This is a genomic window from Bradyrhizobium sp. LjRoot220, from assembly GCF_964252915.1.
Classification (GTDB): Bacteria; Pseudomonadota; Alphaproteobacteria; order Rhizobiales; family Xanthobacteraceae; genus Bradyrhizobium.
In genome coordinates this window covers 371,066-394,409 of record NZ_CAXUPS020000007.1, presented here as the reverse complement: position 1 = coordinate 394,409, position 23,344 = coordinate 371,066, and the positions used below count along the sequence as shown (strand labels likewise).

Genomic DNA, 23,344 nt, shown 5'->3' with positions numbered 1-23,344 from the left:
GTAGGACGGGATGGCCGAATATGTATCTCTGATTTTGATTCTGTAAAAGCGAAATATTTTTTATTTTGGGGCTTGACACAGTTTCCGCAAATCGGAAATGATTTGCCCGTCGGGCTACTTTGTCGCAAGACCCTTCAATTGGTGGATCTCGCGACTTGGCAAACAGCAGCAGGGCCCCGGCGTGCGGCCGGGGCCCCGTCGCAACCGCTTACCAGCTTACGCGGCTTTCGCCGTCTCCGCGTGATGGTTGACTTCGGTTTCCGCGAGCTGGCTCAGGGCGCTGTCCGTCGCCTTTTCTTCCTTGAGGGTGGCGTCGAGCAGTTTCACGGCGTCCCTGTAACCCAGTTCGTTCGCCCACGTCTTCAGCGTGCCGTAGCGGGCGATCTCGTAGTGCTCGACGGATTGCGCCGCAGCCAGAAGGCCGGCGTCGAGGGCGGGCATGCCCTTGTAGTCGCCCATGACTTCCTTGCCTTCATCGATAATTCCCATGATGGCATCGCAGGTCTTGCCCCTGGGGGTTTCGTCGATCGACGCAAACACCTGGTCCAGCCGCTCGACGTGGCCATCGGTTTCAGTCAGATGCTTTTCAAAAGCCGCCTTGAGCTTCGACGACTGCGCCGCCTTGGCCATCTTCGGCAATGCCGAGAGGATCTTCTTTTCCGCGAAATAGATGTCCTTCAACGTATCGAGAAACAGGTCTTTCAATGCTTTCTCTTTCGACATGACGACCTCCGGCTGTTGGAATTTGCCCCAGTAGAACCGGCCGTACCTCAAGTTGTTCCTCGGATGGCCTTGCTGCGGCAATCCGTTTTGCGGAGGACGGCAGCGGCCGCTTCCGGCTGACGCGTTGAAGGTTGCAATCCGGCAGCGGCGTAAGCTGAGCAACGTGCGCAAGCGCCGCTGATCGCCCGGCGCTTGCCGTTCCGCTTTCAGCAAAAATTTTTACGTCCCCCTTGAAACCAAAATCGGTTTTTTCCTATTATTTGTTGCCATTACGGTGGTGTTCCCGACGCCTGAAGGGTCAGGGACTGGAGACGGGCACCGGTCGTGTCCGGTGCCGCTCGTACCCATTTTGCTCTTTGGAGGATTTGGCTATGCGCACTTACGACTTCTCTCCCCTTTGGCGCTCGACCATCGGCTTCGACCGCCTGTTCGACCTCGCTGAAACCGCCCAGCGCGCCGGCGAGGACAATTATCCCCCATACAACATCGAACGGCTGAGCGAAGATCGCTACCAGATTTCGCTGGCCGTCGCCGGCTTTTCGTTCGACGAAATCTCCGTGACGGCGGAACAGAACGTCGTCGTCATCGAGGGCAACAAGCGCGACAAGACCGAGCGCGAGTATCTTTACCGGGGCATCTCGGCAAGGCCGTTCAAACGGCAATTCAATCTGGCCGACCATGTCGAGGTGAAGAGCGCGGCGTTCGAGAATGGATTGCTGCAGATCGAACTGGTGCGGGAAATTCCCGAGGCCATGAAGCCGCGGCGGATCGCCATCAATGGAGCGCCGGCCGGCAACGTGCAGCAGCTCGAGGCCAAGGCCGCGTAAATAATTTCGCCTTGTAGCCACGCAGCTCCCGCCCGGATCAGCCGGGCGGGAACGTCATCCATTAGCCTCTAACCGGAAGTGTCTCGCGGAAAGGAGAAGGAGGGCTTTCGATGATTGATCATGCTGACAACGTTATCGACCTGAACCGGATTTTGCACCCCGGCACGGCTTACGCCCGCCCCCGCGACGTGGTCGCGGACCCGGCCATCTCGATGGCCAAGAAGCGGGCGATCCTGGCATCCTGGGCATCGGACGCGGCCGCCGTGCCATCAAATCCGGCGCTCCGGGAACTGCCGGAGTCTTACCGCCGGATAACCATCGATGAGGTGCTCGAAGCCTTATCGGAGCTGGATTCAGAACCCAGGGATCCGCCAGGCGGCAAGCCCGCCCGGCTGAAATCGACCGCCCGCGGGGGCATCGCAGCGTAGACAATATTTTATAGCGAGAACGAGACCACGATGATCGACGAGAAATTCGCGCTGTTGCGCACGCATCGCAACAACATCGACCGCTATCGGCGGCTGTTGAAGACCCAACTGACGGAACTGGAGCGCCGGTTTATCGAAAAGCGGCTGTCGGAAGAACAGAGCGCGATGGATAAACTCGCGGCTTCCACCTTTCCGGTCAGCTTCAAAATTCCGGCGCCGGCCATCGCCAGGACCGCTGGATCCGGTTGGGAGGCCGGCCATGCCTGAGGCAGAGACCTTTCTGGTCCGCAGCGGCCAGAACGTGATCAGCCATTGCGAGCGTCTGCTCGCTTCGTCCACCTCGCATGATGAAAGCGAGCGGCTGAGACGGCTGATCGGGAAGGAGGAGAAATTTCTGGCTTCATTGGCACGACTGTCCGATCGACGCGCCGCGTAGTCAGCGGCGCTCAAACCCGCAGTCGTGCGCGCATTCCAATGGCCGACGGTCAGTGCGTATCGCTCCGCTGCCACTTCTCCAGAACGGGCGTCTCGTCGCTCGGCTTCTGCTCCTTCTCGGGCGGGCCTTTCCAGGGTTTGTCGGTCTGGGAATGCGAGCCCCAGTCGGTTCGCTGCCGGTGATCGCGGGTCGGGCTTTCTTTGCTCGGACTTTTTTTGCTCGGGGTTTCTTTGCTCGGAATTTGTTTGCTCATGGGGCCCTCCTGCGCAGAAAATCCCTTGAGGGGTCTGTTGGGAAACCCCTTGTCCCGGCATCCGTTCCTCAGCCGAACAAATCACGAGAGGCCCTGCAGTATAGGCCGGATCCGTGTTCGCTACCGGACAGACCGACCGGCGAGATGGCGCTTCTATCCCGCGATGGTTGGTAATGGAGGACCACGCCATGAAGCGGCAACGGATCAAGCACAAGGCGAGCTTCGCGCAACGCCTGGCGGCAGAAGCGCAGCGGCTCAAAGGCCAGGGCGATGGCGGCCGGCGAGGATCGCGAGAATATTCTGCGCTGGGCCAGGCAGGCAGACGAGGCCTTGCGCATCAGCGACGAGCTTCGGTCTCCCGGCCCGCCGTGTTCCAGGCAGGACAGGCCATGAAACAGTTTTCGGACAAATCGATTTCGCCGGTGCGAAGGCAAGCCGCCGACGTGCTCAGGCGCGCCCGCAAACTACCCGTGGGCCATGCGAGAAACGACCTGAGGCAATTGGCAATCGGTTTGCTCTGGCTGGAAAAGCGGGGCCTGGTGACCATCGCCGAAGATGGGGAAATCCTGGTTCGACAACGCAAGAGTGCAAGAGAAGAGAGCCGGTCAGCCGGCGATCTCGATACGTCTCATCGCTGAAATCCCATCGCTGAAATCGACCTGGCGAATTTCCCTGCGGGAGAGCTGCGCGTAAAGAAAAACAACCGCCGGGCTGGCCGAGGGCTCAAAGTCGGCGTCACCGCGGAGTTCCAACTGCGCGCGGGCATCGACGCCTTGACGATGCCCTCATTGCCTTTGCCCGGAATGGAGCGCGGCCTTCTCGGCCTTCATCTGCTTTATCAATCCGGCGATCCCCTCCAGCGTGAGCTGGTCGGTCACATAGGTTGATATGCGCTTGTAGTGTTCGATCTTGTCATCGAGTTCAGTGCACTTTTCGCACATCGCTCACCCCTGCTTTTCAGGCGGGAGCACAACACTCTCTGTCACCGGTAGAGGCCCAAGGCAGGACGGCGATAGGACGGCAACGCCGATCCTTATGTCATGTTCCCGACATAGCGACCTAAATTTGGATCGGTCGGATGTGGCGGATGGAACGGCCAGCGCCTCGTCCTGCAGGATTACCCATAGCGCGGCGGCTTCGAGGGTAGCGCACGCGACCGGGTCGCCATCGCCTTCGGCGGCGAAGTCTTCGACGGTGAAGGCGCGACGTTCGTCGCTGTCTCGATAGACGATTCGGAGCCTTCGGCCGTGCGATTTTTCTGGCGGGAAACCAATATCTGTTCAGCGAGGTATTCCCACCGCTCGGCCTCACCGAGCAACTTCCAGCTATTGTCCGGATCGTACGCGGCCTGTTGACGGCAGAGCAGGGCCGTCGCGCGATACGCTTCAGCGCTCTTGAACCCGCGTTCCATGACATCCTCCCCAGCGTTCGCGAAGTACTGCTGACCCCGCGTGAGATCAAGAACGCCCGTCAACGCGCGCCGTTCCTATGAAGCCAGCGGCAGGCCCTGCTCCGCGCTGAAACGCTGGTAGGAGGCGATGGCCTTGTTGGAGAGAAGCAGCTGGCGGCGCTCGCCTTGAAGGACCATGGTCTCGATTGTATCCAGCAAATGACGAGCCGCCGTGTCGGGATGGCCGAGTTCGCCCGTGGCCTCCAGATAGTCCCAGGCAATCAGGAAGGAATTTTCAATCAGTCGTGGCAGCGTCTCGATCATGATCGGCAAACGCCGTCAGGTCTGCCCTGTTCCCTGATCGACAGCGGCTTGAAGGAATTCGCGCGGCGCGATGCGGTCAGCGATGCTGTCCTGAATGATGCTGTCCTGAATCAGGGGCCGTCTCGTTCAGGGGACGTCATCGCTCCTCGCGCCACCGATGCGGTGCGGCTTGTTCAGGAAGTAGCCGCGATTGCCGAGCGCTGATTCCGCGTACTGGTCGATCGAGACGATGATGGCCTGAACGTGCTGGTAGCACCAGCCCTCGCGGCAGGCCAACATCCGGACTTCGGCGAGCGCCTTGATCCAGGGCGGATTATCCGCGTTGGGATCGTACCATTTCAGCGGATCTGACGGCATCGGAGCGGCCTCTCTTCATCAAATCTTCCAGCGCCGCCCGCTTGCGCGAAAGCAGCAGCTGCGCCGTCGCGTTGTCGAGGCCGGATTGGTCCAGCCTCCGGATTGTCGAACCCAGTTCAGCAAGCTGCCGGCGCAGGTCGTCGATCCTTGATTTCCATGCGTCATCGCACACGGCGGCCGCGCGCGCCTTTCAACGGCCCTCGGCCGACGGCGCGGCAATCCAGCTTCAGCCGCTCATCGACATCGAGCAGGCGTTCCTCGCCGCCGAGCCGGTTTCGCTCGCCGATCAGCCCGAGCATCACGACGCGCATGGCCATCAGCTGGATCGAGGCTTCGGCACAGCCCTCGTCGCGCTTGATCTGTTGGCGGATGGTTTGCTCGGCGCTCAGCATTTGAGCGCGTAAGAACCTGATTTTCCTGCGGATTTCGTTCAGTCTGTTGTCCATGGCTCACCTCACCGGGGTTGGAGCCTATAGAGAACAAACAAAGAACAAATATCAAGTTAAGAAAATGGGTCAGGCAAAGAATCTTTTGCGCGGTGCCGCCCGATCGACCGGCTGATCGGGCACGGCGCAGGCCTGCGCGTGCCCGGCGGCAAGCGGGTCGCGTGAGCCGTCGCTTAAATCAGATCCCGAATACCCAGACCGCGACGATGGTGGCCAGGGTCGCGAGCCCGCTGATGGTCCATCCGGTTGCGTAAAGGATATTGTCCTGGCCGGTGCCGCGCATCACGTCGGCATCCGCGATCGCTGATCGCCAATGCATGGCGCATCTCCTTGAGAACCCTGCCCTGCCTGCGATAACGCCGGCCGAGGTTCCCGGTTCCGTCACGCCAGACGAGAACGCTTCATCGTGCTGAACACGTCCAACTCACGGACAGCTGATCCCGGCAAGGGAACGGATGCGGCGTGGCCTCCGTTGAAGGGCGCCGGAATAACTGCTTCAAAAAAGGAGATGCATCCGATGCGTAAACTGATCGTCGCCGCCACAGCGCTAGCCTTTGTCTCAACGGCCGCCCTCGCCCCGGCTGTTGCCCAGGACAAGATGGGCGGCACCACCGGAACCGCAGCGCAGAGTGGCGACGCCACCGGCAAGGGCGACAAGATGGCGCCCAAGAAGACCACGAAGAAGGTCAGCAAGGCGAAGACCGACGCCGCGAAGTAAACCACGCGACAATCACAAAAAAGGCCGCCCACCGGCGGCCTTTTTTTCATTGCTGCGCGCTGTCGGCGCGAACATCCATCGCACACGTCACACCGGCAACAGACGGTCCATCTTCGCGGGCGCCAGTTCATCCTCATCCTTGACGATAATGGTGACGTCCCAACCTTCGCTGGCCCACACCCGCGCCTTGGCGAGTGCCATCAGCGAACTCATCCTGTCCATCCTGACGGTTTCGTTTTCCCGCTCCGCCACGATCCTGTACGCCATGCAAGTTCCCCTTACACACTTGAAAACTGGCCAGGACATTTGAGTGCGGCTTTGACCGCAATTTGCTGACAATTTGTCCAATTGGCGGCCGGCCGAACGGCACCGGCGGCAAAAAGGCCATATTCGTGGACCGCGGGAACGTTTGACTTTGTGACGAATTGGAGTCGCGGGCGGGGAAGGAATTATTTATGTTGAATTTGCTCAGGCGCTCCGAAGAAGCCGATCTCGAAAGCATCCTGGCGCACCACGCCATCAGGAACACCGCGGCCCCTGCCGACACGGCATCGCAAGAGAAGCAGTTCCGCGATCTGCTGCAGGCGCTGCCCGCCGCCATCTACACCACCGATGCCGAAGGCCGGATCACGTTCTTCAACCAGGCCTGCATCGAATTCGCCGGTCGCACCCCAGAGATCGGCGACATGTGGTGCGTGACATGGAAACTGTTCTGGCCGGACGGAACGCCGCTGCGCCACGAAGACTGTCCGATGGCGATCGCACTCAAGGAAAATCGCCCGGTGCGCGACGTCGAGGCGATCGCCGAACGGCCCGACGGCTCGCGCATCTGCTTCATGCCCTATCCGACGCCGCTGCGCGACGACGAAGGCCGGCTGCTCGGCGCCGTCAACATGCTGGTGGATATCACCACCCGCAAGCAGGCCGAAGAGCACATGATGCTGCTGACCGGCGAAGTCGATCATCGCTCGAACAACCTGCTCGCCGTGATCCAGGCCATGCTGCGGCTGACCAAGGCCGATACCGCCGAAGAGTTCCAGACCGCGTTCCAGGGCCGGCTGCGCGCGCTCGCCAACGTGCAGCGGCTGTTCTCGGTGTCGCGCTGGACCGGCGCGAGCATCCAGACCATCATTCATGAAGAGCTGCGGCCCTATGGCTCGACGCGGGTCAGCATGAGCGGGACCGACGTCCGGCTTCCGGCTTCACTCGCGCAGGCCATCGCGGTGGCCGTGCATGAACTCGCGACCAACGCCGCCAAATACGGCTCGCTCTCGGGGCCCAAGGGCAAGATCGAGATTAGCTGGCAGGTCGATGCGGCCGACAGCCTGGTGCTGCAATGGACCGAATCCGGCGGCCCCGGAGTTGCGGAGCCCACCCGCAAGGGATTTGGCATAGATGCGATCGACGGCATGGTCCGCACATTGAGCGGCCGGATCATGCGGCAGTGGAAGCCCGACGGGCTCGCCTGCGAATTGTCGTTCCCGGGGATTGGCGCGTAGCTGATTCCAGTTCGGTGGCTTCATCCTTCGAGACGCCACGCTTACCCGTAGCTCCTCAGGACGAGGACTTAGTTCCTCATGGTGAGGAGCGCGGCAATGCCGCGCGTCTCGAACCATGTGGCCCGACGCTTACTTCGCCCCCTGCCGCACCGCCAGCGCCGGCTTGGTCACGCCGTCCAGCCCGGTCAGCATCAAGACCGTCAGCAGCGCGTTTTGCGGGCCGTACCAGGCGTCGGTCGGCTTGAACCATTCGTTGCGCGAGTGCCAATTGCCGCCCTCGCCGCCGCCGCCGATCGTCACCGCGGGAATGCCGAGCGACATCGCGATGTTGGAGTCGGTTGAGGAGCCCGCAAAGGTCACACGCGGCGCGCGGGTGACGGCGGCGACCGCGCGCTGCGTCGCCTGCACGATCGGGGAATCCATCGACACGATTCCGGCCGGGCGGTCGCCGATCATGTTCGCTTCGACGCTGAGCTTGTCGGATTTCCAGCGCGCGTTTTCATCGGCCACCGCCTCCTTGACCAGATCGAGCAGGCGCGCCTCGAGTTTTAGAAGTTCCTCCGTCGAATTCGAGCGCATGTCGACCGCCATCCGCGCCTCGGCGGCGATGGCATTGACCGAGGTGCCGCCGATGACAGTGCCGACAGTGAAAGTGGTTTTGGGATCGGGCGGCGGCTGCAGCTCGGAGATCTTGGCGATCGCGCGGCCCATGGCGTGGATCGCGCTCGGCAGGCCGAACTCCTGGAACGAATGGCCGCCGGGGCCCTTGAACACGAACTCGAAGCGGTGGCTGCCGGTCGCCTGATTGACGACGCGGGTGATGCCGAGCCCGTCGATCGAGATGAAGCCGTCGATATCCCTGTGATCGCGGAACAGCGCCTTGACCCCTCTGAGATTGCCGAGTTCCTCCTCGCCGACGGTGCCGACGAACAGGATATCGCCGACGGTCGCGACGTCGTTGCCGTTCATTGCCTTCACCAGCGACAGCAGCGCCGCCAGCCCGCGGGAATCGTCCCCGATGCCGGGCGCGACAATGGCGCCGTCCTTTTCCTTCACCGTCACGTCGGTCCCTTCGGGAAAGACCGTGTCGAGATGCGCCGACACCACGAGTTTGGGACGGCCGCCGGCCGAACCCTTGCGCAGCGCGATGACGTTGCCTTCGCTGTCGATCGCGGCGTCCTTGAGGCCGAGTTCCTGCATCCGCTTCTGGTAATATTCGGCGCGCACCTTCTCCTTGAAGGGCGGCGCCGGAATTTCGGTGATGCGCTTCTGCTCCTCGAAGGTCCTGCCGTCATCGGCCTTGATGTCGTCGAGCGTCTTGACGATTTTGGGATGGGCGAGGATGGGCTCAAGCGCCGGCGCGGGAGCGGCCTGGCCGAAGGCCTGCGAAGCTGCCGTGACGAAGGCGACCGTCAGGATCGCGCGTTTGAAACCCAAATGTTTGAAACCCAGGCATTTGAAACCCATCAATGATTTTCCTCTCGTCTCGCAGGCCTCAGCCCGCACGTAAACCCGTATCCTTCAGCCGCTCGGCGAACCAGATCGACAGGACCGGGTCGATCACGCCGCCGCTATAGACTTCCGACATCGTGACCTGCTTCCTGCCGAGCGTCACGAACACGCCGATCCAGTAGGCGAACCACAGATGCGGATCGGTCAGCGCCCGCAGCTTGTGCTGGTCATGTTCAAGCGGCTGGTGATTGGTTGATTTCCGGACCTCGACCGCGAGCAGATTGTTGGGGATGTCGCGCTGGTGCACGACGATGTCGGGGTAGATGGATTTGCCGAGGTGGTCGTCGGTCGAGATGATCGAGCCATGCGGCAGCCGCAGCGTTCGCTCACCGAGCCGGTCGTAGTCGCAATCGATCTGCCAACCCTGGAACTGCTTTTCGAAATGCACCGCCAGCCGGTGCGTCAGCGCACGCTCACCGACGTCCTTCTCCAGCAGGAAAGTTTCCTGCGCGTAAAACTCTGACAGCGCCGCGACGACCTTGTTCAGCTCGGTCTGCATGTCGCCTCCGGATCGTCATTCCGGGGCGATGCGAAGCATCGAACCCGGAATCTCGAGATTCCGGGTCTGGTGCTAGCGCACCATCCCGGAATGACGGCTTCAAAGCCGTCACATCTGCACTTCGATCAGCCGCGGCCCCGGCTCGGCGACGGCTTCCGCCAGCGCCTTGACGAGATCATCGACATTGTCGACCGCGCGGGCCGGCACGCCCATGCCTTTGGAGAGCGCGACGAAGTCGATGGTCGGACGATCGATCTTGAGCATGTCGAGCGCGCGCTGTCCCGGCTCGCCGGCGCCGACGCCGTCGAACTCGCCACGCAAGATTTGGTAGATCCGATTAGCGAACACAATCGTGACGACGTTGAGGCCTTCGCGCGCCTGCGTCCACAGCGATTGTAGCGTGTACATCGCGCTGCCGTCGCCGACCATGCAGATCACCTTGCGGTCCGGGCAGGCGATCGCCGCGCCGGTCGCGACCGGGGTCGAATATCCGATCGAGCCGCCCAGATTCTGGATCCAGTCGTGCGGCGCGGCCCCTGCCGTCAGCGGAAAGAAGCCACGTCCTGTGGTGATGGATTCGTCGACGAGGATGGCGTTGTCCGGAACCGCCATGGCGATCGCCTGGGCAATCGACGCATGGTTCAGGGCGCCGGTCGGCTTGACGAGTTCGACCTTGGGCTGCGGCTTCACATCCGCGGGCCTGGCGCCCAGCGCGCCGGCCAGCGCTTCCAGCGCCGCCACCGAATTCTCGCCGCTTTGGGTCATGCGATGGACCTCGCACCCCTCAGGCTTCAGCAGGCTGGGCTTGTTCGGATAGGCGAAAAACGCCACGGGATCGTTGGCTTCGACCAGCACGATGTGCCGAAAACCCTTCAGCGCCGCCTGCGCCTGTTCGATCACGTAAGGCACCCGTTCGATCGAAAACCGTCCGCGTCCGCGCGCCATCCTCGGACTGGCCAGTGGCCCCATCACCCTGCAGCCGGTCTTGCCCGCGATTTGCGCCGCCAGCGCCAGTCCCTTCTCCGTGACCGCGCTGCCGGTCATCAACAGCAAGGATTGTTCGCCTCCGCGCAGCAGCACCCTGGCCGCGTTCTCGACGGCCTGCGGGGAGTAGCTCTGACGCTGCGATTCCACCGGCACCTCGGCGACGCCGTCGGCTTCGTTCCACGCGGTGTCGGCCGGCAGGATCAAGGTTGCGATCTGCGCCGGCGCACCGCTCGCCGCGGCGATGGCGGCAGCACCGTCACGGGCGACCGATTTCGCATCCGGCGACGTCCGGACCCAGGACGACATCGGCCGCGCCAGGCCTTCGATGTCGGAGGTCAGCGGCGCATTGTATTCGATGTGGTAAGTGGCGTGCTGGCCGACGATGTTGACGATGCCGGAATTGGCCTTCTTGGCGTTGTGCAGATTGGCAAGGCCGTTGGCGAGCCCGGGCCCGAGATGCAGCAGCGTCGAAGCCGGGGTGCCCTTCATGCGGAAATAACCGTCGGCAGCGCCCGTCACCACCCCTTCGAACAGGCCCAGCACGCAGCGCATACCCTCGACCCGGTCCAGCGCGGCGACGAAATGCATTTCCGAGGTGCCGGGATTGGTGAAGCAGACATCGACGTCCCCCGCGACCAGTGTCCGCACCAGACTTTCCGCACCGTTCATGGTCTCGCTCCCGTTCGCGACTGTTCTTTCGAGACTTCCAGATCAATCATTCTTCACCCGTTTCGTCAAAGGTTTAGCCGCACAATGCAGCCATCGCCTCCGATGTGTTGCCTTTTTTAACCGCCGCGTTTGAAAATCACCGGCTCACGGGCTCTTTGCTTGCGAAATCGCGGCAGTTATGGCCTGTCTCGTTGCATATTCTGATTTTTCACGAGGAAGAAAAATGATCCGGGTTTTTGCTTTGTTGTTGGCGGCGGTGACGGTGCTGGCCGGTGTCGGCCAGGCGCAAGCCCAGGAGTTCGGGGGCTTCTTCGACATGCGCGACATCCTGGGCGGCGGCCCAAATTTCCGAAGTGGCGGCGGCGGATCGGGCCCGATCTCGCGGCAGACCGTAAGCTTTGCGGGCAACTATGCCCCGGGCACGATCTACATCAACACCGCCGAGCGGCGGCTCTATCTCGTGGTTGGCAACGGCCAGGCGCTGCGTTACGGCATCGGTGTCGGCCGCGACGGCTTCCGCTGGAGCGGAACCCACCGCATCACCGCGAAAAAGGAATGGCCGAGCTGGACCCCGCCATCGCAGATGCTGGCACGGCGGCCTGATCTGCCGCGCCACATGAAAGGCGGCATCGACAATCCGCTCGGCGCCCGCGCGATGTATCTGGGATCGACGCTCTATCGCATCCACGGATCGAACGAGCCCGAGACGATCGGACAGGCGGTCTCCTCCGGCTGCTTCCGCATGACCAATGACGATGTGACCGATCTGTATAGCCGCGTCTCGGTCGGCACCCCGGTAATCGTGCGAAACTAGCCGCGCGCAACGCCGGGGCGCCAGCGGCGTTCTACGTGAACGCGCGAACAAGACTTGTTGACCCAGGCAAGCCTCGTTTGGCGTGACCAGGTCTTGCGCGCACGCGCCGATTGCGGCAGCGTCGAGCCATAATGAGCGCAATTGGCCGGTCTCGATTTTCGCAAATGCTCGTAGCCGCTCTGGCCGCCGTAGCGCTCGGCGAGGTGGCCCTGCCCGGCACGGTATGGGCCGAAATTCCCGCGGTCGCCCAGCGTCAGCGCGTTCAGAAGAAGATCTTCACCGACCGTGAGATCATCGAAGGCTTTTTCAAGATTGCCTTCGGCGCCGAATATCATCTCGCCGGCCGCGTCGACCGCATCCGGAAGTACGAAGCGCCGGTGCGGGTATTCGCCGACGGCACCCGCGCCGACCGCAAGGCCCAGCTCGCAAAGATCGTCGCCGACATCGCGGCACGGGTTCAGCACCTCGATATCGCGATGGCTGCCAGCAACGATGATGCCAATGTGCTGGTCAAACTGGTGCGGGACCGCGACCTCAACCGCACCATTACAACCTTCTACGGCAGCGAACGCGCGCGCGAAATTCGTTCCTCGCTCGATCCGCAATGCCTGAGCGGATTCCGCAAGAACGAAAGGTTCGAGATCGAGCATTCCGACGTCATCCTCACCGTCGACAATGGCGACTTCGTCTTCCTCGATTGCGCCTATGAGGAATTGCTGCAATCGCTCGGCCCGATCAACGACACCCCGACCGTGCCCTGGACCATGTTCAACGACAATGTGTCGATGGGCTATTTCGGCGTCTACGACCAGTACCTGCTCAACCTGCTCTACGATCCCCGGATCAAGGCCGGCATGACCGTGCAGGAGGTCCGGGCGATATTGCCGGACGTGCTCGCCGACGTCCGGGCATGGGTGCGCAAGGTCAATAATCTGACGGATTGAATCACCCGGGAGGCGAGACGCGCACCCCGCCAGATCAGCCCTTGCGTGACGCGCACCGAGGCGATGCTGTCACCCAGCGGCCAAACTGCCAGCTGGACGGGCCGCTCGGGAAGTTTCCCGCAAATATGCATGGCTCGCCGATGCGCCGAACCCGCTAGGCGGCGCGGGGCCAAGGGAGCCAAATCATGTCAGCGAACTCTTATCATCAGCCCGGGAAGGGGCCGGCCAGAGTTGTGCTCAAGGTTTTGGCAGACAACAACGTAGAGTTATTCCAGTGTAAAATTGTTACTTGCGGGGGTGAATCCGGTCTATGAGATCAAGGAAATCGATATAAGCTTTTCAAATGAATGACCTCCCCCGCACCCAGGCATTGCGCTGCTTCATTACCGTGGCGCGCGAAGGCGTTGTGTCGCGTGCGGCCAGTTTGTTGAACCTGACCCAGCCGGCGGTCAGTCTGCAGCTGAAAGGTCTGGAGGAAAGTACCGGTCTGCAGCTTTTCAACCGAACACCTGGCGGCTTTACCCTGACCGAAGCCGGCGCTGCCCTGCTGCCGCTGGCGCACAAGGCGATATCGGCCTCATCTGACTTCAAGACGATGGCAGATTCCTTGCGCGAGTCGGTGCGGGCATCGCTTCGGGTCGGCACGATTCTGGATCCCGAGTTCATCCGGCTCGGACCTTTCGTGCGGAGCCTGGCCACCTCCTCGAAAAAGACCGAAGTCTTCCTTCGCTACGGTATGACCGACGACGTGCTGGCGCAGATCGGCAAGGGCGAGCTCGACGCCGGATATTATGTCGATGCCACGCCTGCCGAATCCATGGCGTCTCCAGGCTTTTCGGAGCGCCACATCGACGACGGAAGATACCAGATCGCGCCGCTGAAGCGCTACTCGTACCTGGTGATTGCCCCCGCGGAATGGAGCGACAGGGTGCTCGGAAAAGACTGGGCCGACCTGATCGATCTGCCCTGGCTTGCAACGCCGCCGCACTCGGCGCATCGGCGCCTGCTCGACAATATCTTCCGCCCCATGGGCTCGCTGCCGAAGCGCGTTGCCTATACCGAGCAGGAAGAAGCCATGATCGGCTTCGTCGAATCCGGCATCTGCCTCAGCCTCGTGCGCGACTGCATCCTCGATCGCGTCACCCGCAAGCGGAATTTCGTCGTCGCCGACAAGCTGACGTTGACCTGCGATCTCAGCTTTGCCTGCCTGACATCGCGGCGGCACGAACCGGTGATCTCGCACGCCTTCTCGGTCATGCGGACGGTATGGGATTTGAAGCCGACCGATACCCTGCCGGCGCAGGTGGCCGCCCCACGACCGCGCAAAAGCGCGCAAAGCTAATCAGACCTGGCTGACCAGCCATCAGATTCTTCCAGCCGTCAGATCTTGCCATCGGACACGCAGATCGATTTCAGCGCGCGCCATTCCACGGGCGTCAGCAGCGGCGGCTTGGTGGCCGGCCGGTCTTCCCGGGTCATCCGCGCCAGCCGATCCTCACTCATGGGATGGCTGGAGATGATGGACAGCCCCTTGCCTCCCTTGCCGGTGATCCGAACCAGCAGTTCGCCCATCGGCTTGGTCGGCCGGCCCAGCCTGTGCATCACGTCGATCGAAAAGCTGTCGGCATCCTGCTCGGCTTCGCGCGAATGCGACGAGGTGACCAGCGTGCGGGAAGCAAAGATCAGGGCGCCGGAGCCGGTGATGTCGCCGAACAGTAATCCGACCAGAAACGACGTGCCGCCGTCGCGGATCAATCCGCGCATGCTGTCGCGATGCTTGAGATGGCCGAGTTCATGCGCCAGCACGCCCGCGATCTCGTCGGGGTTCTCGGCCTTCTCCAGCAATCCGTTGAACATGTAGACCCGGCCGCCCGGCAGCGCGAAGGCGTTGGGCACAGCGGAAGACAGCACGCTGGATTGAACGGAGGTATCCATCCCTGCGGATTCGCGGATCGCGGTCATGAGCTTGGCGAAGGCTTTTTCTCCGGCCGTATTGTCGCAAACCCTGGCGTCGAACAGCGTCTTGATCTGACTGTCCGCGGCCTCGCCGAGCCGCCGCTCGAAGGCATCCGGCACCAGCGGCGTCAAACGATCGGCGGCGAGCGGGACACCGAACAACACCACCGCGATGATCGAGACCGTGGCGGCGAGCGACCAGCCGACGATCGCCGCAACACCGCGGCGGCCGGGGGTGTTCTCATCCAGGCTGGCGCAGCGCGAGACCAGATCGGCCGCGAACGCGGCATCGCGAATCTCCAGCCGCGCCAATCCAGGCGCCGTCAGAGAACTGAGACGCAGCATGCCGGAGGGACCGTCGGCGCGGCGGATATCGGCATAGGCCCACACCGCAAGCGTCGTTTCACCGTCGCGAATGTCGAGCCCGTCAGCAAGATGCAGCGTGACGGCGCGCCGCTGGTTCGATTTGCCATCGAAGTAGATCGCCGGACCCGATTTCGGCGCGTCACTGTCCATGGCAATACCGGTCATGAGCTAGAAACCCGCGACATCGAGGCCATCGGCAAAGCCTTCACCGAGCGCATTGGCCAATTCACCTTTGGCCGAGACATTGGCGGCCGCCTCGATGCCGTGGATGTTGATCGATTCCAGCACCCGCAGCCAGAGATCGCGCATCAGATAGACGCGGATCACGATGTTGATCGCCAGCGCGAACATCAGGTAGCCGATGCCGGCGAGCACCAGCAGCGGAATGCTCTTCGAAAACTCCTGCGACCTGAAGAACTCGGCGAAGCCGTCGCCGCTCATGCTGCCCACCAGCGCCGCGGCAGCCGCGAGATAGAGCGTGAAGACGAGCCCGAGCACGACGATCCAGCCGACCACCTTCCAGTACAGGCCGATCAGGCGGCCGCGCGGCAATCCTGATTCCAGACGCACGCCGCCGATCCGGATTCCGGACAGCCACCAGCGCCATTCCACCGCCTTGAACGCGCCGTAGATGAAAGGTGCCAGGAACGGCATCAGGAACGCCATCGGTGCGAGCAGCCACAGCCACCAGCCGCGCTTGAAGAACTCCCAGCCGCGTCCCTCAAAGCTTCCCTGCAGATCGCCGTAATAGGAATGGCGCATCTTGTAGCGCTCGAGCGCCGCCGTGCGCCATGGCAGCGCGAGGCCGCAGGTCACCATGCTCAAAAGGCCCCATAGCGACGCCTGCAAGGCATAGACCCAGCCCGAGCCGCTCATCCAGAACCGCACGCCGCGCCACACCGTGCGCGTCAGGCGATAGCGGCGGGCGCGAAAAATCGCGAACTGCCCGAACAGATAGAAGAAGGCGACCAGCGGAATGCTGGCGAACGCCTTGTAATGCTCGGCCTCGAGGCCGGCGAGAAAGTAGGCCAGATAGATCGGCACCAGGATCGCCAGCGCGACCAGGAACCCGATCAGCAATTCGCGGCCCCGGCCGGTATATTCGGCGCCGTCGCCGTCGATCTGGGTATTGCTCCAGAGATGGCGGCGGATGTCGGTGGTGAGCCAGAACCGGTAGAAGCCCAGCGTCACCAATTCCAGCCCGGCGCCGCGCTTGACCAGTTGAAAGAACTCACCACGGCTGCCGGAAAACCCCACCGGCATCGGCGGCGGTTTAGGCAAGGGCGGTAGCGATGGCGGCCCCAGCGGGGTCCAACTCATCTCGTTCACGGATCAACTCCCAGCTCGCGGGCAACAAATCGGGTTTAGATCACGGATTTGTCGGCTGGAGTGTGATCCGGTTCATTTACGCCGATTTGTCGAACAATTCGCGCCCGATCAGCATACGCCGGATTTCGCTGGTTCCGGCGCCGATTTCGTAGAGCTTGGCGTCCCGCAACAGCCGCCCGGTCGGATAATCGTTGATGTAGCCGTTGCCGCCGAGCAGCTGGATGGCGTCGAGGGCGCATTGCGTCGCCTTCTCGGCGGAATAGAGGATGGCACCGGCGGCGTCCTCGCGCGTGGTCTCGCCGCGGTCGCAGGCCTTCGCCACCGCGTACACATAGGCACGCGAGGCGTTCATCGTGGTGTACATGTCGGCGAGCTTGCCCTGCACCAATTGGAAGGTGCCGATCGGCTGGCCGAATTGCTTGCGCTCATGCACGTAAGGCAGCACCACATCCATGCAGGCCTGCATGATGCCGATCGGACCCGCGGCCAGCACCGCGCGTTCATAGTCGAGGCCCGACATCAAGACGTTGACGCCGCGGCCGACGTCGCTGAGCACGTTCTCTTCCGGCACCTCGCAATTGTCGAACACCAGTTCGCAGGTATCGGAGCCACGCATGCCGAGTTTGTCGAGCTTTTGCGCGGTCGAAAATCCCTTCATGCCCTTTTCGACAATGAACGCCGAGATGCCGCGCGGGCCGGCATTGGCGTCGGTCCTGGCATAGACCACCAGCGTGTCGGCCTCAGGCCCGTTGGTGATCCACATCTTGCTGCCGTTCAGCACGAAGCGATCGCCCTTCTTGTCGGCGCGCGTCGCCATCGACACCACGTCGGAGCCGGAATTGGGTTCCGACATCGCCAGCGATCCGACATGCTCGCCCGAGATCAGCTTCGGCAGATATTTGCGCTTCTGCGCATCGCTGCCATTGCGGCGGATCTGGTTGACGCAGAGGTTGGAATGCGCGCCGTAGGACAGCCCGACCGCCGCTGAGGCCCGCGACATTTCCTCGACCGCGATGCAGTGCTCGAGGTAGCCGAGCCCGGTGCCGCCATATTCCTCCTCGACGGTAATACCGTGCAGGCCGAGCGCGCCGATCTTGGGCCAGAGATCCCTTGGAAACTGGTTGCTCCTGTCGATCTCGGCCGCGCGCGGCGCGATCTCCTTGCTCGAAAAGGCAAACACGGTCTCGCGAATGGCATCCGCGGTTTCACCGAGATCGAAATTGAACATCCGATATGAATTGGGAATCATGGTCGGGCGGCCTCCGGCGAAATATCGTTGTTGGGATAAGCCTTAACGCCTGCCGACGCGCTTGTCACGGGGATTGATACGGCTCCGTATCGGCCTCGGTCGGCGTAGAGTTCAGGCGGCCGAAGCAATCGAAAACTGTCCCTTGCCCCGGCACGTACGAACGGCTGTAATCGGCCCCAAAATACCGCCAGCCGGACCCTATCCCGGCGTGCGGAAAAACAGTCAGGGAGCCGCTCCATGCATGGAACCATCGAACTCACCCAGGAATCCACCGAACTGGACTCCTGGCAGAAGGCGGCGCGCGAGCGCGCCTATTCGCTGCCGCTGGCGGAATTCGATCCCGGCGATCCCGAACTGTTCAGGACCGATTCATTCTGGCCGTATTTCGACCGGCTGCGCCGCGAAGAGCCGGTGCACTACTGCAAGGACAGCATGTTCGGGCCGTATTGGTCGATCACCAAATACAACGACATCATGGACATCGAGACCAATCACGCGGTGTTCTCATCCGCCGCATCGCTCGGCGGCATCACCATCCGCGATGTCCCAAACGATTTCCGCCGCGAAAGCTTCATCGCCATGGACCAGCCGCGCCACTCGGCGCAGCGCAAGACCGTGGCGCCGATGTTCACGCCGACCCATCTCGACCAGCTTGCGATCAACATCCGCAAGCGCTCGACCGAATGCCTCGACAATTTGCCGCGAAACGAAGTGTTCGACTGGGTCGACCGCGTTTCCGTCGAACTGACCACGCAGATGCTGGCCGTGCTGTTCGACTTCCCCTGGGAGGACCGCCGCAAACTGACGCGCTGGTCGGACATCGCAACGACGCTTCCCGGACCCGGCGGCCTCGTCGCCACCGAGGAAGAGCGACAGGCTGAACTGCTGGGATGCGCGGCGTATTTCGCCGACCTCTGGAAGGACCGCATCAACCAGCCGCCGAAGAGCGATCTGCTGTCGATGATGGCGCACAGCGAAGCCACGCGCGACATGGACCCGAAGAATTTCCTCGGCAATTTGATCCTGCTGATCGTCGGCGGCAACGACACCACCCGCAACACGCTGTCGGGCAGCATCTATGCACTGAGCAAAAATCCGGATCAGTACAGCAAGCTGCGCGACAATCCCGCGCTGATCGACAGCTTCGTCCCCGAGGTGATTCGCTGGCAGACGCCGCTGGCTCATATGCGGCGCACCGCGCTCGAGGACATTGAGTTCCGCGGCAAGCAAATCAAGAAGGGCGACAAGGTCGTGATGTGGTACGTCTCGGGCAACCGCGACGAGGAGATGATCGAACGCCCCTACGAGTTCATCATTGACCGCGCCCGGCCCCGCACCCACATCTCCTTCGGCTTCGGCATCCACCGCTGTGTCGGTCTCCGCCTTGCGGAATTGCAATTGAAAATTATCTGGGAGGAGATCCTCAAGCGCTTCGACAAGATCGAGGTGATGGGTGAGCCGAAGCGGGTTTATTCAAGTTTTGTCAAGGGTTACGAAACCCTGCCGGCCCGCATCGCGAATTAGGCGGGCGTTCCATCAGCCATCTGCACGGGCTTTGCGCATCGAGCGCGCACAAGTTATAGTCTAATACATTACCGTTACGGTTCCTTGCACCCCCGGGGATGACTGACGATGAACGTCCAGAGCGCGATCCGAGCCGACAGACAAGAGCTTCTGCGCGCTGCGCGCGAGGAAGCCTATTCGACGCCACTCAGGGAATTCCACCCGGGTGCGCCAAGACTGTTCCAGAACGACACGCTGTGGCCATGGTTCGAGCGGCTGCGCAAGGAAGAGCCGGTGCACTACTGCACCAACTCGCCGATCGAGCCCTATTGGTCGGTGACCAAATACAACGACATCATGCATGTCGACACCAACCACGGCATCTTCTCCTCCGACTCGACACTCGGCGGCATTTCGATCCGCGACGTGCCGCCCGGCTATGACTATCCGAGTTTCATCGCGATGGACCAGCCGCGGCACTCCTCGCAGCGCAAGACGGTGTCGCCGATGTTTACGCCGACCCATCTCGATGAACTGGCAATCCTGATCCGCGAGCGGGCCTGCAAGGTGCTCGACAATCTGCCGCGCAACGAAACCTTCAACTTCGTCGACCGCGTCTCGATCGAACTGACGACGCAAATGCTGGCAACCCTGTTCGACTTCCCCTGGGAAGAGCGCCGCAAGCTGACGCGCTGGTCGGACGTCTCGACCGCGCTGCCCAAGAGCGGCGTGGTGGAATCGCCGGAGCAGCGACGCCGGGAGATGGACGAATGCTACGCCTATTTCTCCAAGCTGTGGAACGAGCGCGTCAACAGCGAGCCGCGCAACGACCTGCTGTCCATGATGGCGCACAGCGAAGCGACGCGGCACATGGACCCCGACAATCTGATGGGCAACATCATCCTGTTGATCGTCGGCGGCAACGACACCACCCGCAACACCATGAGCGGCTCGGTATTGGCGCTGAACGAGCACCCCGAGCAGTATCAGAAGCTGCGCGACAATCCGGCGCTGATCGATTCCATGGTGCCGGAAGTGATCCGCTGGCAGACGCCGCTGGCGCATATGCGGCGCACCGCGCTGGTCGACACCGAAATCGGCGGCAAGCAGATCAAGAAGGGTGACCGCGTCGTGATGTGGTACGTCTCGGGCAACCGCGACGAAGAGGGCATCGACAAGCCTGATGAGTTCATCATCGACCGCGCCCGGCCCCGCACCCACCTTTCGTTCGGCTTCGGCATCCACCGCTGCGTCGGCATGCGGCTGGCCGAGCTGCAGCTCAAGATCGTGTGGCAGGAAATGCTGAAGCGGTTTGATCGCATCGAGGTGGTCGGCGAGCCGAAGCGGGTCTATTCGAGTTTTGTGCGCGGCATCGAATCCTTGCCGGTGCGTATTTCTTGAGCGAGCTTAACCCGCCCAGCTTCGCCGAGGCCATCAACGCCAAGGGCTTTACCGGCGCGGCGGGCTTTCGCATCGTCACGATCACGCCGGGGCACGCGGAACTCGCTTTGACGCGCCGCGACGATCTCGTGCAGTTCTTCGGCCATTTCCATGGCGGTGTAATCACGGCGCTGGCCGATCAGGCCGCCGGGATCGCCGTCACATCGGGGCTGCCGCAGGGCAAGATCGGGGTCACCGTCGAGATCAAGGTCAACTTCCTCGCGCCCGCCGACGGCAATGAGCTGATCGCCCGCGCCAGTATCCTGAAAATGTCGGGCTCGATCGGCGTCGCCACCGTGGAAGTCTTCGCCAGGGACGACAGGTCCGAGCGGCTTTGCGCGTTCTGCACCGCCACGATGCGCGCGCTCGACCTGCCGGCGGGAGCGATCCGCTAGCCCCCTATAGAATAGCGGCATGGCAGGTTGAACCAGATGTGAAGGCGGCACTGCTACGTTCTGGTCTAAGCCTTGCGCGTGGTCAGGCATGAGACATGACCCAAAACCGGGGCCGCTATGGACGATGTTGTCGGGAACGATGCCAAAATCGGCCAGGACTGGCCGCTCCAGATTTACCAGACGCTGAAAGCATCGGGCGTCTCGCAAATCTCCTACGTGCCCGATGCCGGCCACTCCCGGCTGATCGAGCTGTCGCACGCCGATCCTTCGATCCAGACCACCGTGCTGACCACCGAAGAGGAGGGCGTCGCGCTCAGTGCCGGCGCCTGGCTCGGCGGCGACCGCGCGGTCCTGTTGATGCAGTCGAGCGGCGTCGGCAATTGCGTGAACATGTTTTCGCTGGCGGCATCCTGCCGCCTGCCGTTCCTGACCCTGGTGACGATGCGCGGCGAATGGGCCGAGTTCAATCCGTGGCAGATCCCGATGGGAAAAGCGACGCAACAGGCCTTCGAGATCATGGGCGTCACCGTGTTCAGGCTCGATCGTCCCGAGGATGCGGAAGAGGTCATCTCGGCCGCCTGCGCGCTCGCGTTCGAAAGCGACCAGCAGATCGCGGTGCTGATTTCGCAGCGCATGCTCGGCCGCAAGAAATGGACGGAGACGAAGTGATGGTCCAGAATTTCACGCTTGGTCGCCGCGAGGCCGTCAAGGCCCTGCTCGCCGACCGCAAGGATCTGCTCGTGGTGACCGGTCTCGGCTCGGCGTCCTACGACGTGTTCGATGCCGGCGAGAACCCTGCCAACTTCTATCTGTGGGGCGCGATGGGTGGCGCCGGCATGGTCGGCCTTGGCCTCGCGCTGGCGCAGCCGAAGCGGCCGGTCGCCGTCATTACCGGCGACGGCGAGCAACTGATGGGCATCGGCAGCCTGCTGACCATCGCCGCCAAGACGCCGGGCAATCTGACCATCGTCATTCTCGACAATGGCCATTTCGGCGAGACGGGCATGCAGGTCAGCCATTCCGGCCTCGGCGCTCAGCTCGACGTGATCGCCACCGGCGCGGGCTTTCGCTCGGTCACCGAGATCACAGACATCAAGGGCATCAATGATTATCGGCCCACGCTGCAGCGCATCGACCAGGGGCCGCGGCTGGCGCGCATTCGTATCGCTACCGGCCATGTCGACCGCGCGCTGCCACCGCGGGATGGCGTGTATCTGAAAAACCGGTTTCGGGAAAATCTGGGATTTGCGGTTACGTAATTCGCTTCAGCCGACCTGGATATCCCACAAGCCTTCCTTGCGGCAGGCGTCGACCTCCTTGCGGAGCAGATCAGTGACGAGCGTGATGGCGGTCGAACCGGGATGCTCAATGGGTGAAGCGATGGTGAGTTCGCGCATCGGCGAGGGTTTGGCAATCGTGGCAACTTCCAGCCGTCCGTCCGCGATTTCCGCGCGCAGCGAGGACGGCGGCAGCAGCGCATATCCGAGCCCCTCCTCGACCAGGCTGGTCAGCACCCGAAACGAATCGGCCTCGACCTGGACGTCGAGTTTCAGTTTCTTCTTCGCTGCCGCTTGCTCGATCAGCGTCCGGAGCCCGTGCGAATGACTGGGCAGCACCAGCCGCTGCCGCAGCAGCCAGCCGATATCGACCTGCTTCTTCCGCGTCAGCCCGCAACCGCGCGGGCCGACCGCCACGATCTTGTCACGGCCGAGGTGTTGAACGGTCAGATGCAGATCGGCCGACGGCCCATAGATCACGGCGAGATCCATCTGGCCGCGGTGCAGCCATTCGATCAAATGCCCGCTGTAGCTCTCGACGATGCAGAGCGAGATGCCGGGATAGCTTTCGACGGTGCGCCGGGCGAGGCGCGCGGAAATCACGCAGCTCACGGTCGGAACCAGCCCCAGCACCACCCGTCCCGAGGGCGGTCCGCCGGAGGACTGGATATCGTCGCGAATTTGATCGATCTGCCGGACGATGCCCGCCGTCCGCGCCAGCAGCAGGCGGCCGGCGTCGGTCAGCACCATGCCGCGGCCGTTGCGGGTAAACAGCTCGGCGCGCAGCTCGTGTTCGAGCAGCTTGATCTGGCGGCTGAGCGCCGGCTGCGCGACCCGCAACGTGTCGGAGGCCTTGCTGAGGCTTCCGAGCTCAGCCACGCAACTGAACGTCCTCAGCTGTCGGAAATCCATGCTTGCCAATCTTGGAATGCAGGTTAATACGCTATAACAATTGAGCATAGGGACTTCACGGTGGTTTCACAACTGCAAGCCCATCCGCAAA

The 23,344-nt window shown here is 62.4% G+C and carries 32 protein-coding genes; 15 read left to right on the top strand and 17 right to left on the bottom strand.

What is annotated here, in order from left to right; genetic code table 11:
* Window positions 1-216 precede the first annotated feature (216 nt).
* Window positions 217-723 (bottom strand): ferritin-like domain-containing protein, encoded by a 507-nt coding sequence (locus ACSQ84_RS27590; RefSeq protein ID WP_436214864.1) that lies wholly within the window; start codon window positions 721-723, stop codon window positions 217-219.
* Between the two features lie 371 nt (window positions 724-1,094).
* Between ACSQ84_RS27590 and hspD the strand changes: the two genes are divergently transcribed.
* The 4 genes from hspD to ACSQ84_RS27570 all read left to right on the top strand — a co-directional run bounded on the left by hspD (window position 1,095) and on the right by ACSQ84_RS27570 (window position 2,414).
* Entirely contained in the window at window positions 1,095-1,550 is a 456-nt protein-coding gene (hspD, locus tag ACSQ84_RS27585; protein WP_436214863.1) for a small heat shock protein HspD, read from the top strand.
* Between the two features lie 110 nt (window positions 1,551-1,660).
* A complete protein-coding gene (locus ACSQ84_RS27580; RefSeq protein WP_436214862.1) occupies window positions 1,661-1,978 on the top strand; it encodes a hypothetical protein in 318 nt (105 codons plus the stop codon).
* A 30-nt stretch (window positions 1,979-2,008) separates the two neighbouring features.
* Window positions 2,009-2,245 carry a hypothetical protein gene (locus ACSQ84_RS27575; protein ID WP_436214861.1) on the top strand — a complete coding sequence of 79 codons (237 nt, stop codon included), beginning with the start codon at window positions 2,009-2,011 and terminating at the stop codon, window positions 2,243-2,245.
* Window positions 2,238-2,414: a hypothetical protein gene (locus ACSQ84_RS27570; protein ID WP_436214860.1), complete on the top strand. Its 177-nt coding sequence runs from the start codon at window positions 2,238-2,240 to the stop codon at window positions 2,412-2,414. Before ACSQ84_RS27575 ends, ACSQ84_RS27570 begins: the two co-directional genes overlap by 8 nt.
* 49 nt (window positions 2,415-2,463) lie before the next feature.
* Here ACSQ84_RS27570 and ACSQ84_RS27565 read toward each other — a convergent pair whose 3' ends face one another.
* The gene (locus tag ACSQ84_RS27565) at window positions 2,464-2,667 is read right to left on the bottom strand and encodes a hypothetical protein (protein ID WP_436214859.1); all 204 of its coding nucleotides are present in this window, start codon (window positions 2,665-2,667) and stop codon (window positions 2,464-2,466) included.
* 188 nt (window positions 2,668-2,855) lie between these two features.
* On the opposite strand from ACSQ84_RS27565, the gene ACSQ84_RS27560 reads away from it, so the two are divergent.
* Complete coding sequence (locus tag ACSQ84_RS27560; RefSeq protein ID WP_436214858.1) at window positions 2,856-3,305, top strand: hypothetical protein; 450 nt, start codon at window positions 2,856-2,858, stop codon at window positions 3,303-3,305.
* Between the two features lie 147 nt (window positions 3,306-3,452).
* Here the strand turns inward: ACSQ84_RS27560 and ACSQ84_RS27555 are convergent, their stop codons facing one another.
* From ACSQ84_RS27555 to ACSQ84_RS27525, 7 genes are all read right to left on the bottom strand, one after another.
* Window positions 3,453-3,608 (bottom strand): hypothetical protein, encoded by a 156-nt coding sequence (locus ACSQ84_RS27555; RefSeq protein ID WP_436214857.1) that lies wholly within the window; start codon window positions 3,606-3,608, stop codon window positions 3,453-3,455.
* Window positions 3,609-3,784: 176 nt separating this feature from the next.
* Window positions 3,785-4,078 carry a hypothetical protein gene (locus ACSQ84_RS27550; RefSeq protein ID WP_436214856.1) on the bottom strand — a complete coding sequence of 98 codons (294 nt, stop codon included), beginning with the start codon at window positions 4,076-4,078 and terminating at the stop codon, window positions 3,785-3,787.
* A 75-nt stretch (window positions 4,079-4,153) separates the two neighbouring features.
* Window positions 4,154-4,381, bottom strand: coding sequence for a hypothetical protein (locus tag ACSQ84_RS27545; RefSeq protein ID WP_436214855.1), 228 nt, complete (start codon window positions 4,379-4,381; stop codon window positions 4,154-4,156).
* Between the two features lie 126 nt (window positions 4,382-4,507).
* On the bottom strand, window positions 4,508-4,738 hold the full coding sequence (locus ACSQ84_RS27540; RefSeq protein WP_436214854.1) for a hypothetical protein: 231 nt from the start codon (window positions 4,736-4,738) through the stop codon (window positions 4,508-4,510).
* Window positions 4,695-4,910, bottom strand: a complete 216-nt coding sequence (locus tag ACSQ84_RS27535) for a hypothetical protein (protein WP_436214853.1) — start codon at window positions 4,908-4,910, stop codon at window positions 4,695-4,697. Before ACSQ84_RS27535 ends, ACSQ84_RS27540 begins: the two co-directional genes overlap by 44 nt.
* Window positions 4,900-5,184, bottom strand: a complete 285-nt coding sequence (locus ACSQ84_RS27530) for a hypothetical protein (RefSeq protein WP_436214852.1) — start codon at window positions 5,182-5,184, stop codon at window positions 4,900-4,902. The genes ACSQ84_RS27535 and ACSQ84_RS27530 overlap by 11 nt, the downstream gene beginning before the upstream one ends.
* A 178-nt stretch (window positions 5,185-5,362) precedes the next feature.
* Complete coding sequence (locus ACSQ84_RS27525; protein WP_436214851.1) at window positions 5,363-5,503, bottom strand: hypothetical protein; 141 nt, start codon at window positions 5,501-5,503, stop codon at window positions 5,363-5,365.
* 198 nt (window positions 5,504-5,701) lie between these two features.
* Between ACSQ84_RS27525 and ACSQ84_RS27520 the strand changes: the two genes are divergently transcribed.
* Window positions 5,702-5,902 (top strand): hypothetical protein, encoded by a 201-nt coding sequence (locus tag ACSQ84_RS27520; protein WP_436214850.1) that lies wholly within the window; start codon window positions 5,702-5,704, stop codon window positions 5,900-5,902.
* Between the two features lie 87 nt (window positions 5,903-5,989).
* Here ACSQ84_RS27520 and ACSQ84_RS27515 read toward each other — a convergent pair whose 3' ends face one another.
* Entirely contained in the window at window positions 5,990-6,169 is a 180-nt protein-coding gene (locus ACSQ84_RS27515; protein WP_436214849.1) for a hypothetical protein, read from the bottom strand.
* A 188-nt stretch (window positions 6,170-6,357) separates the two neighbouring features.
* Between ACSQ84_RS27515 and ACSQ84_RS27510 the strand changes: the two genes are divergently transcribed.
* Window positions 6,358-7,401, top strand: a complete 1,044-nt coding sequence (locus tag ACSQ84_RS27510; RefSeq protein ID WP_436214848.1) for an HWE histidine kinase domain-containing protein — start codon at window positions 6,358-6,360, stop codon at window positions 7,399-7,401.
* A gap of 129 nt (window positions 7,402-7,530) precedes the next feature.
* Here the strand turns inward: ACSQ84_RS27510 and ACSQ84_RS27505 are convergent, their stop codons facing one another.
* The 3 genes from ACSQ84_RS27505 to ACSQ84_RS27495 form a co-directional block, all read right to left on the bottom strand.
* Complete coding sequence (locus tag ACSQ84_RS27505; protein WP_436214847.1) at window positions 7,531-8,868, bottom strand: M20/M25/M40 family metallo-hydrolase; 1,338 nt, start codon at window positions 8,866-8,868, stop codon at window positions 7,531-7,533.
* 28 nt (window positions 8,869-8,896) lie between these two features.
* The gene (locus ACSQ84_RS27500; RefSeq protein ID WP_436214846.1) at window positions 8,897-9,412 is read right to left on the bottom strand and encodes a hypothetical protein; all 516 of its coding nucleotides are present in this window, start codon (window positions 9,410-9,412) and stop codon (window positions 8,897-8,899) included.
* A 108-nt stretch (window positions 9,413-9,520) separates the two neighbouring features.
* Window positions 9,521-11,068 (bottom strand): acetolactate synthase large subunit, encoded by a 1,548-nt coding sequence (locus ACSQ84_RS27495; RefSeq protein ID WP_436214845.1) that lies wholly within the window; start codon window positions 11,066-11,068, stop codon window positions 9,521-9,523.
* A gap of 223 nt (window positions 11,069-11,291) precedes the next feature.
* Between ACSQ84_RS27495 and ACSQ84_RS27490 the strand changes: the two genes are divergently transcribed.
* The 3 genes from ACSQ84_RS27490 (at window position 11,292) to ACSQ84_RS27480 (ending at window position 14,168) form a co-directional block, all read left to right on the top strand.
* A complete protein-coding gene (locus ACSQ84_RS27490; protein WP_436214844.1) occupies window positions 11,292-11,882 on the top strand; it encodes a L,D-transpeptidase in 591 nt (196 codons plus the stop codon).
* Between the two features lie 131 nt (window positions 11,883-12,013).
* Window positions 12,014-12,826 carry a DUF2927 domain-containing protein gene (locus tag ACSQ84_RS27485; protein ID WP_436214843.1) on the top strand — a complete coding sequence of 271 codons (813 nt, stop codon included), beginning with the start codon at window positions 12,014-12,016 and terminating at the stop codon, window positions 12,824-12,826.
* Between the two features lie 343 nt (window positions 12,827-13,169).
* Window positions 13,170-14,168 carry a LysR family transcriptional regulator gene (locus ACSQ84_RS27480; RefSeq protein ID WP_436214842.1) on the top strand — a complete coding sequence of 333 codons (999 nt, stop codon included), beginning with the start codon at window positions 13,170-13,172 and terminating at the stop codon, window positions 14,166-14,168.
* A 38-nt stretch (window positions 14,169-14,206) separates the two neighbouring features.
* Here the strand turns inward: ACSQ84_RS27480 and ACSQ84_RS27475 are convergent, their stop codons facing one another.
* The 3 genes from ACSQ84_RS27475 to ACSQ84_RS27465 form a co-directional block, all read right to left on the bottom strand.
* Window positions 14,207-15,313 carry a M48 family metallopeptidase gene (locus ACSQ84_RS27475; protein ID WP_436214841.1) on the bottom strand — a complete coding sequence of 369 codons (1,107 nt, stop codon included), beginning with the start codon at window positions 15,311-15,313 and terminating at the stop codon, window positions 14,207-14,209.
* A gap of 3 nt (window positions 15,314-15,316) precedes the next feature.
* On the bottom strand, window positions 15,317-16,468 hold the full coding sequence (locus ACSQ84_RS27470; RefSeq protein ID WP_436214882.1) for a DUF898 family protein: 1,152 nt from the start codon (window positions 16,466-16,468) through the stop codon (window positions 15,317-15,319).
* Between the two features lie 85 nt (window positions 16,469-16,553).
* Window positions 16,554-17,726, bottom strand: a complete 1,173-nt coding sequence (locus tag ACSQ84_RS27465) for an isovaleryl-CoA dehydrogenase (protein WP_436214840.1) — start codon at window positions 17,724-17,726, stop codon at window positions 16,554-16,556.
* A 237-nt stretch (window positions 17,727-17,963) separates the two neighbouring features.
* On the opposite strand from ACSQ84_RS27465, the gene ACSQ84_RS27460 reads away from it, so the two are divergent.
* The 5 genes from ACSQ84_RS27460 (at window position 17,964) to ACSQ84_RS27440 (ending at window position 22,323) form a co-directional block, all read left to right on the top strand.
* The gene (locus tag ACSQ84_RS27460) at window positions 17,964-19,250 is read left to right on the top strand and encodes a cytochrome P450 (RefSeq protein WP_436214839.1); all 1,287 of its coding nucleotides are present in this window, start codon (window positions 17,964-17,966) and stop codon (window positions 19,248-19,250) included.
* 108 nt (window positions 19,251-19,358) lie between these two features.
* Window positions 19,359-20,630 carry a cytochrome P450 gene (locus ACSQ84_RS27455; protein ID WP_436214838.1) on the top strand — a complete coding sequence of 424 codons (1,272 nt, stop codon included), beginning with the start codon at window positions 19,359-19,361 and terminating at the stop codon, window positions 20,628-20,630.
* Window positions 20,627-21,064: a PaaI family thioesterase gene (locus ACSQ84_RS27450; protein ID WP_436214837.1), complete on the top strand. Its 438-nt coding sequence runs from the start codon at window positions 20,627-20,629 to the stop codon at window positions 21,062-21,064. Before ACSQ84_RS27455 ends, ACSQ84_RS27450 begins: the two co-directional genes overlap by 4 nt.
* A gap of 117 nt (window positions 21,065-21,181) precedes the next feature.
* A complete protein-coding gene (locus tag ACSQ84_RS27445; RefSeq protein ID WP_436214836.1) occupies window positions 21,182-21,733 on the top strand; it encodes a phosphonopyruvate decarboxylase in 552 nt (183 codons plus the stop codon).
* Window positions 21,733-22,323, top strand: coding sequence for a thiamine pyrophosphate-dependent enzyme (locus ACSQ84_RS27440; RefSeq protein ID WP_436214835.1), 591 nt, complete (start codon window positions 21,733-21,735; stop codon window positions 22,321-22,323). The genes ACSQ84_RS27445 and ACSQ84_RS27440 overlap by 1 nt, the downstream gene beginning before the upstream one ends.
* Before the next feature lie 6 nt (window positions 22,324-22,329).
* Here ACSQ84_RS27440 and ACSQ84_RS27435 read toward each other — a convergent pair whose 3' ends face one another.
* Window positions 22,330-23,253 (bottom strand): LysR family transcriptional regulator, encoded by a 924-nt coding sequence (locus tag ACSQ84_RS27435; protein WP_436214834.1) that lies wholly within the window; start codon window positions 23,251-23,253, stop codon window positions 22,330-22,332.
* Window positions 23,254-23,344: the final 91 nt, after the last annotated feature.

What these genes read in the sequence shown, in the direction of transcription:
- ACSQ84_RS27590 (WP_436214864.1), bottom strand. Translation starts at nt 723, where the DNA reads ATGTCGAAAGAGAAAGCATTGAAAGACCTGTTTCTCGATACGTTGAAG.
- hspD (WP_436214863.1), top strand. Translation starts at nt 1,095, where the DNA reads ATGCGCACTTACGACTTCTCTCCCCTTTGGCGCTCGACCATCGGCTTC.
- ACSQ84_RS27580 (WP_436214862.1), top strand. Translation starts at nt 1,661, where the DNA reads ATGATTGATCATGCTGACAACGTTATCGACCTGAACCGGATTTTGCAC.
- ACSQ84_RS27575 (WP_436214861.1), top strand. Translation starts at nt 2,009, where the DNA reads ATGATCGACGAGAAATTCGCGCTGTTGCGCACGCATCGCAACAACATC.
- ACSQ84_RS27570 (WP_436214860.1), top strand. Translation starts at nt 2,238, where the DNA reads ATGCCTGAGGCAGAGACCTTTCTGGTCCGCAGCGGCCAGAACGTGATC.
- ACSQ84_RS27565 (WP_436214859.1), bottom strand. Translation starts at nt 2,667, where the DNA reads ATGAGCAAACAAATTCCGAGCAAAGAAACCCCGAGCAAAAAAAGTCCG.
- ACSQ84_RS27560 (WP_436214858.1), top strand. Translation starts at nt 2,856, where the DNA reads ATGAAGCGGCAACGGATCAAGCACAAGGCGAGCTTCGCGCAACGCCTG.
- ACSQ84_RS27555 (WP_436214857.1), bottom strand. Translation starts at nt 3,608, where the DNA reads ATGTGCGAAAAGTGCACTGAACTCGATGACAAGATCGAACACTACAAG.
- ACSQ84_RS27550 (WP_436214856.1), bottom strand. Translation starts at nt 4,078, where the DNA reads ATGGAACGCGGGTTCAAGAGCGCTGAAGCGTATCGCGCGACGGCCCTG.
- ACSQ84_RS27545 (WP_436214855.1), bottom strand. Translation starts at nt 4,381, where the DNA reads ATGATCGAGACGCTGCCACGACTGATTGAAAATTCCTTCCTGATTGCC.
- ACSQ84_RS27540 (WP_436214854.1), bottom strand. Translation starts at nt 4,738, where the DNA reads ATGCCGTCAGATCCGCTGAAATGGTACGATCCCAACGCGGATAATCCG.
- ACSQ84_RS27530 (WP_436214852.1), bottom strand. Translation starts at nt 5,184, where the DNA reads ATGGACAACAGACTGAACGAAATCCGCAGGAAAATCAGGTTCTTACGC.
- ACSQ84_RS27525 (WP_436214851.1), bottom strand. Translation starts at nt 5,503, where the DNA reads ATGCATTGGCGATCAGCGATCGCGGATGCCGACGTGATGCGCGGCACC.
- ACSQ84_RS27520 (WP_436214850.1), top strand. Translation starts at nt 5,702, where the DNA reads ATGCGTAAACTGATCGTCGCCGCCACAGCGCTAGCCTTTGTCTCAACG.
- ACSQ84_RS27515 (WP_436214849.1), bottom strand. Translation starts at nt 6,169, where the DNA reads ATGGCGTACAGGATCGTGGCGGAGCGGGAAAACGAAACCGTCAGGATG.
- ACSQ84_RS27510 (WP_436214848.1), top strand. Translation starts at nt 6,358, where the DNA reads ATGTTGAATTTGCTCAGGCGCTCCGAAGAAGCCGATCTCGAAAGCATC.
- ACSQ84_RS27505 (WP_436214847.1), bottom strand. Translation starts at nt 8,868, where the DNA reads ATGGGTTTCAAATGCCTGGGTTTCAAACATTTGGGTTTCAAACGCGCG.
- ACSQ84_RS27500 (WP_436214846.1), bottom strand. Translation starts at nt 9,412, where the DNA reads ATGCAGACCGAGCTGAACAAGGTCGTCGCGGCGCTGTCAGAGTTTTAC.
- ACSQ84_RS27495 (WP_436214845.1), bottom strand. Translation starts at nt 11,068, where the DNA reads ATGAACGGTGCGGAAAGTCTGGTGCGGACACTGGTCGCGGGGGACGTC.
- ACSQ84_RS27490 (WP_436214844.1), top strand. Translation starts at nt 11,292, where the DNA reads ATGATCCGGGTTTTTGCTTTGTTGTTGGCGGCGGTGACGGTGCTGGCC.
- ACSQ84_RS27485 (WP_436214843.1), top strand. Translation starts at nt 12,014, where the DNA reads ATGAGCGCAATTGGCCGGTCTCGATTTTCGCAAATGCTCGTAGCCGCT.
- ACSQ84_RS27480 (WP_436214842.1), top strand. Translation starts at nt 13,170, where the DNA reads ATGAATGACCTCCCCCGCACCCAGGCATTGCGCTGCTTCATTACCGTG.
- ACSQ84_RS27475 (WP_436214841.1), bottom strand. Translation starts at nt 15,313, where the DNA reads ATGACCGGTATTGCCATGGACAGTGACGCGCCGAAATCGGGTCCGGCG.
- ACSQ84_RS27470 (WP_436214882.1), bottom strand. Translation starts at nt 16,468, where the DNA reads ATGAGTTGGACCCCGCTGGGGCCGCCATCGCTACCGCCCTTGCCTAAA.
- ACSQ84_RS27465 (WP_436214840.1), bottom strand. Translation starts at nt 17,726, where the DNA reads ATGATTCCCAATTCATATCGGATGTTCAATTTCGATCTCGGTGAAACC.
- ACSQ84_RS27460 (WP_436214839.1), top strand. Translation starts at nt 17,964, where the DNA reads ATGCATGGAACCATCGAACTCACCCAGGAATCCACCGAACTGGACTCC.
- ACSQ84_RS27455 (WP_436214838.1), top strand. Translation starts at nt 19,359, where the DNA reads ATGAACGTCCAGAGCGCGATCCGAGCCGACAGACAAGAGCTTCTGCGC.
- ACSQ84_RS27445 (WP_436214836.1), top strand. Translation starts at nt 21,182, where the DNA reads ATGGACGATGTTGTCGGGAACGATGCCAAAATCGGCCAGGACTGGCCG.
- ACSQ84_RS27440 (WP_436214835.1), top strand. Translation starts at nt 21,733, where the DNA reads ATGGTCCAGAATTTCACGCTTGGTCGCCGCGAGGCCGTCAAGGCCCTG.
- ACSQ84_RS27435 (WP_436214834.1), bottom strand. Translation starts at nt 23,253, where the DNA reads ATGGATTTCCGACAGCTGAGGACGTTCAGTTGCGTGGCTGAGCTCGGA.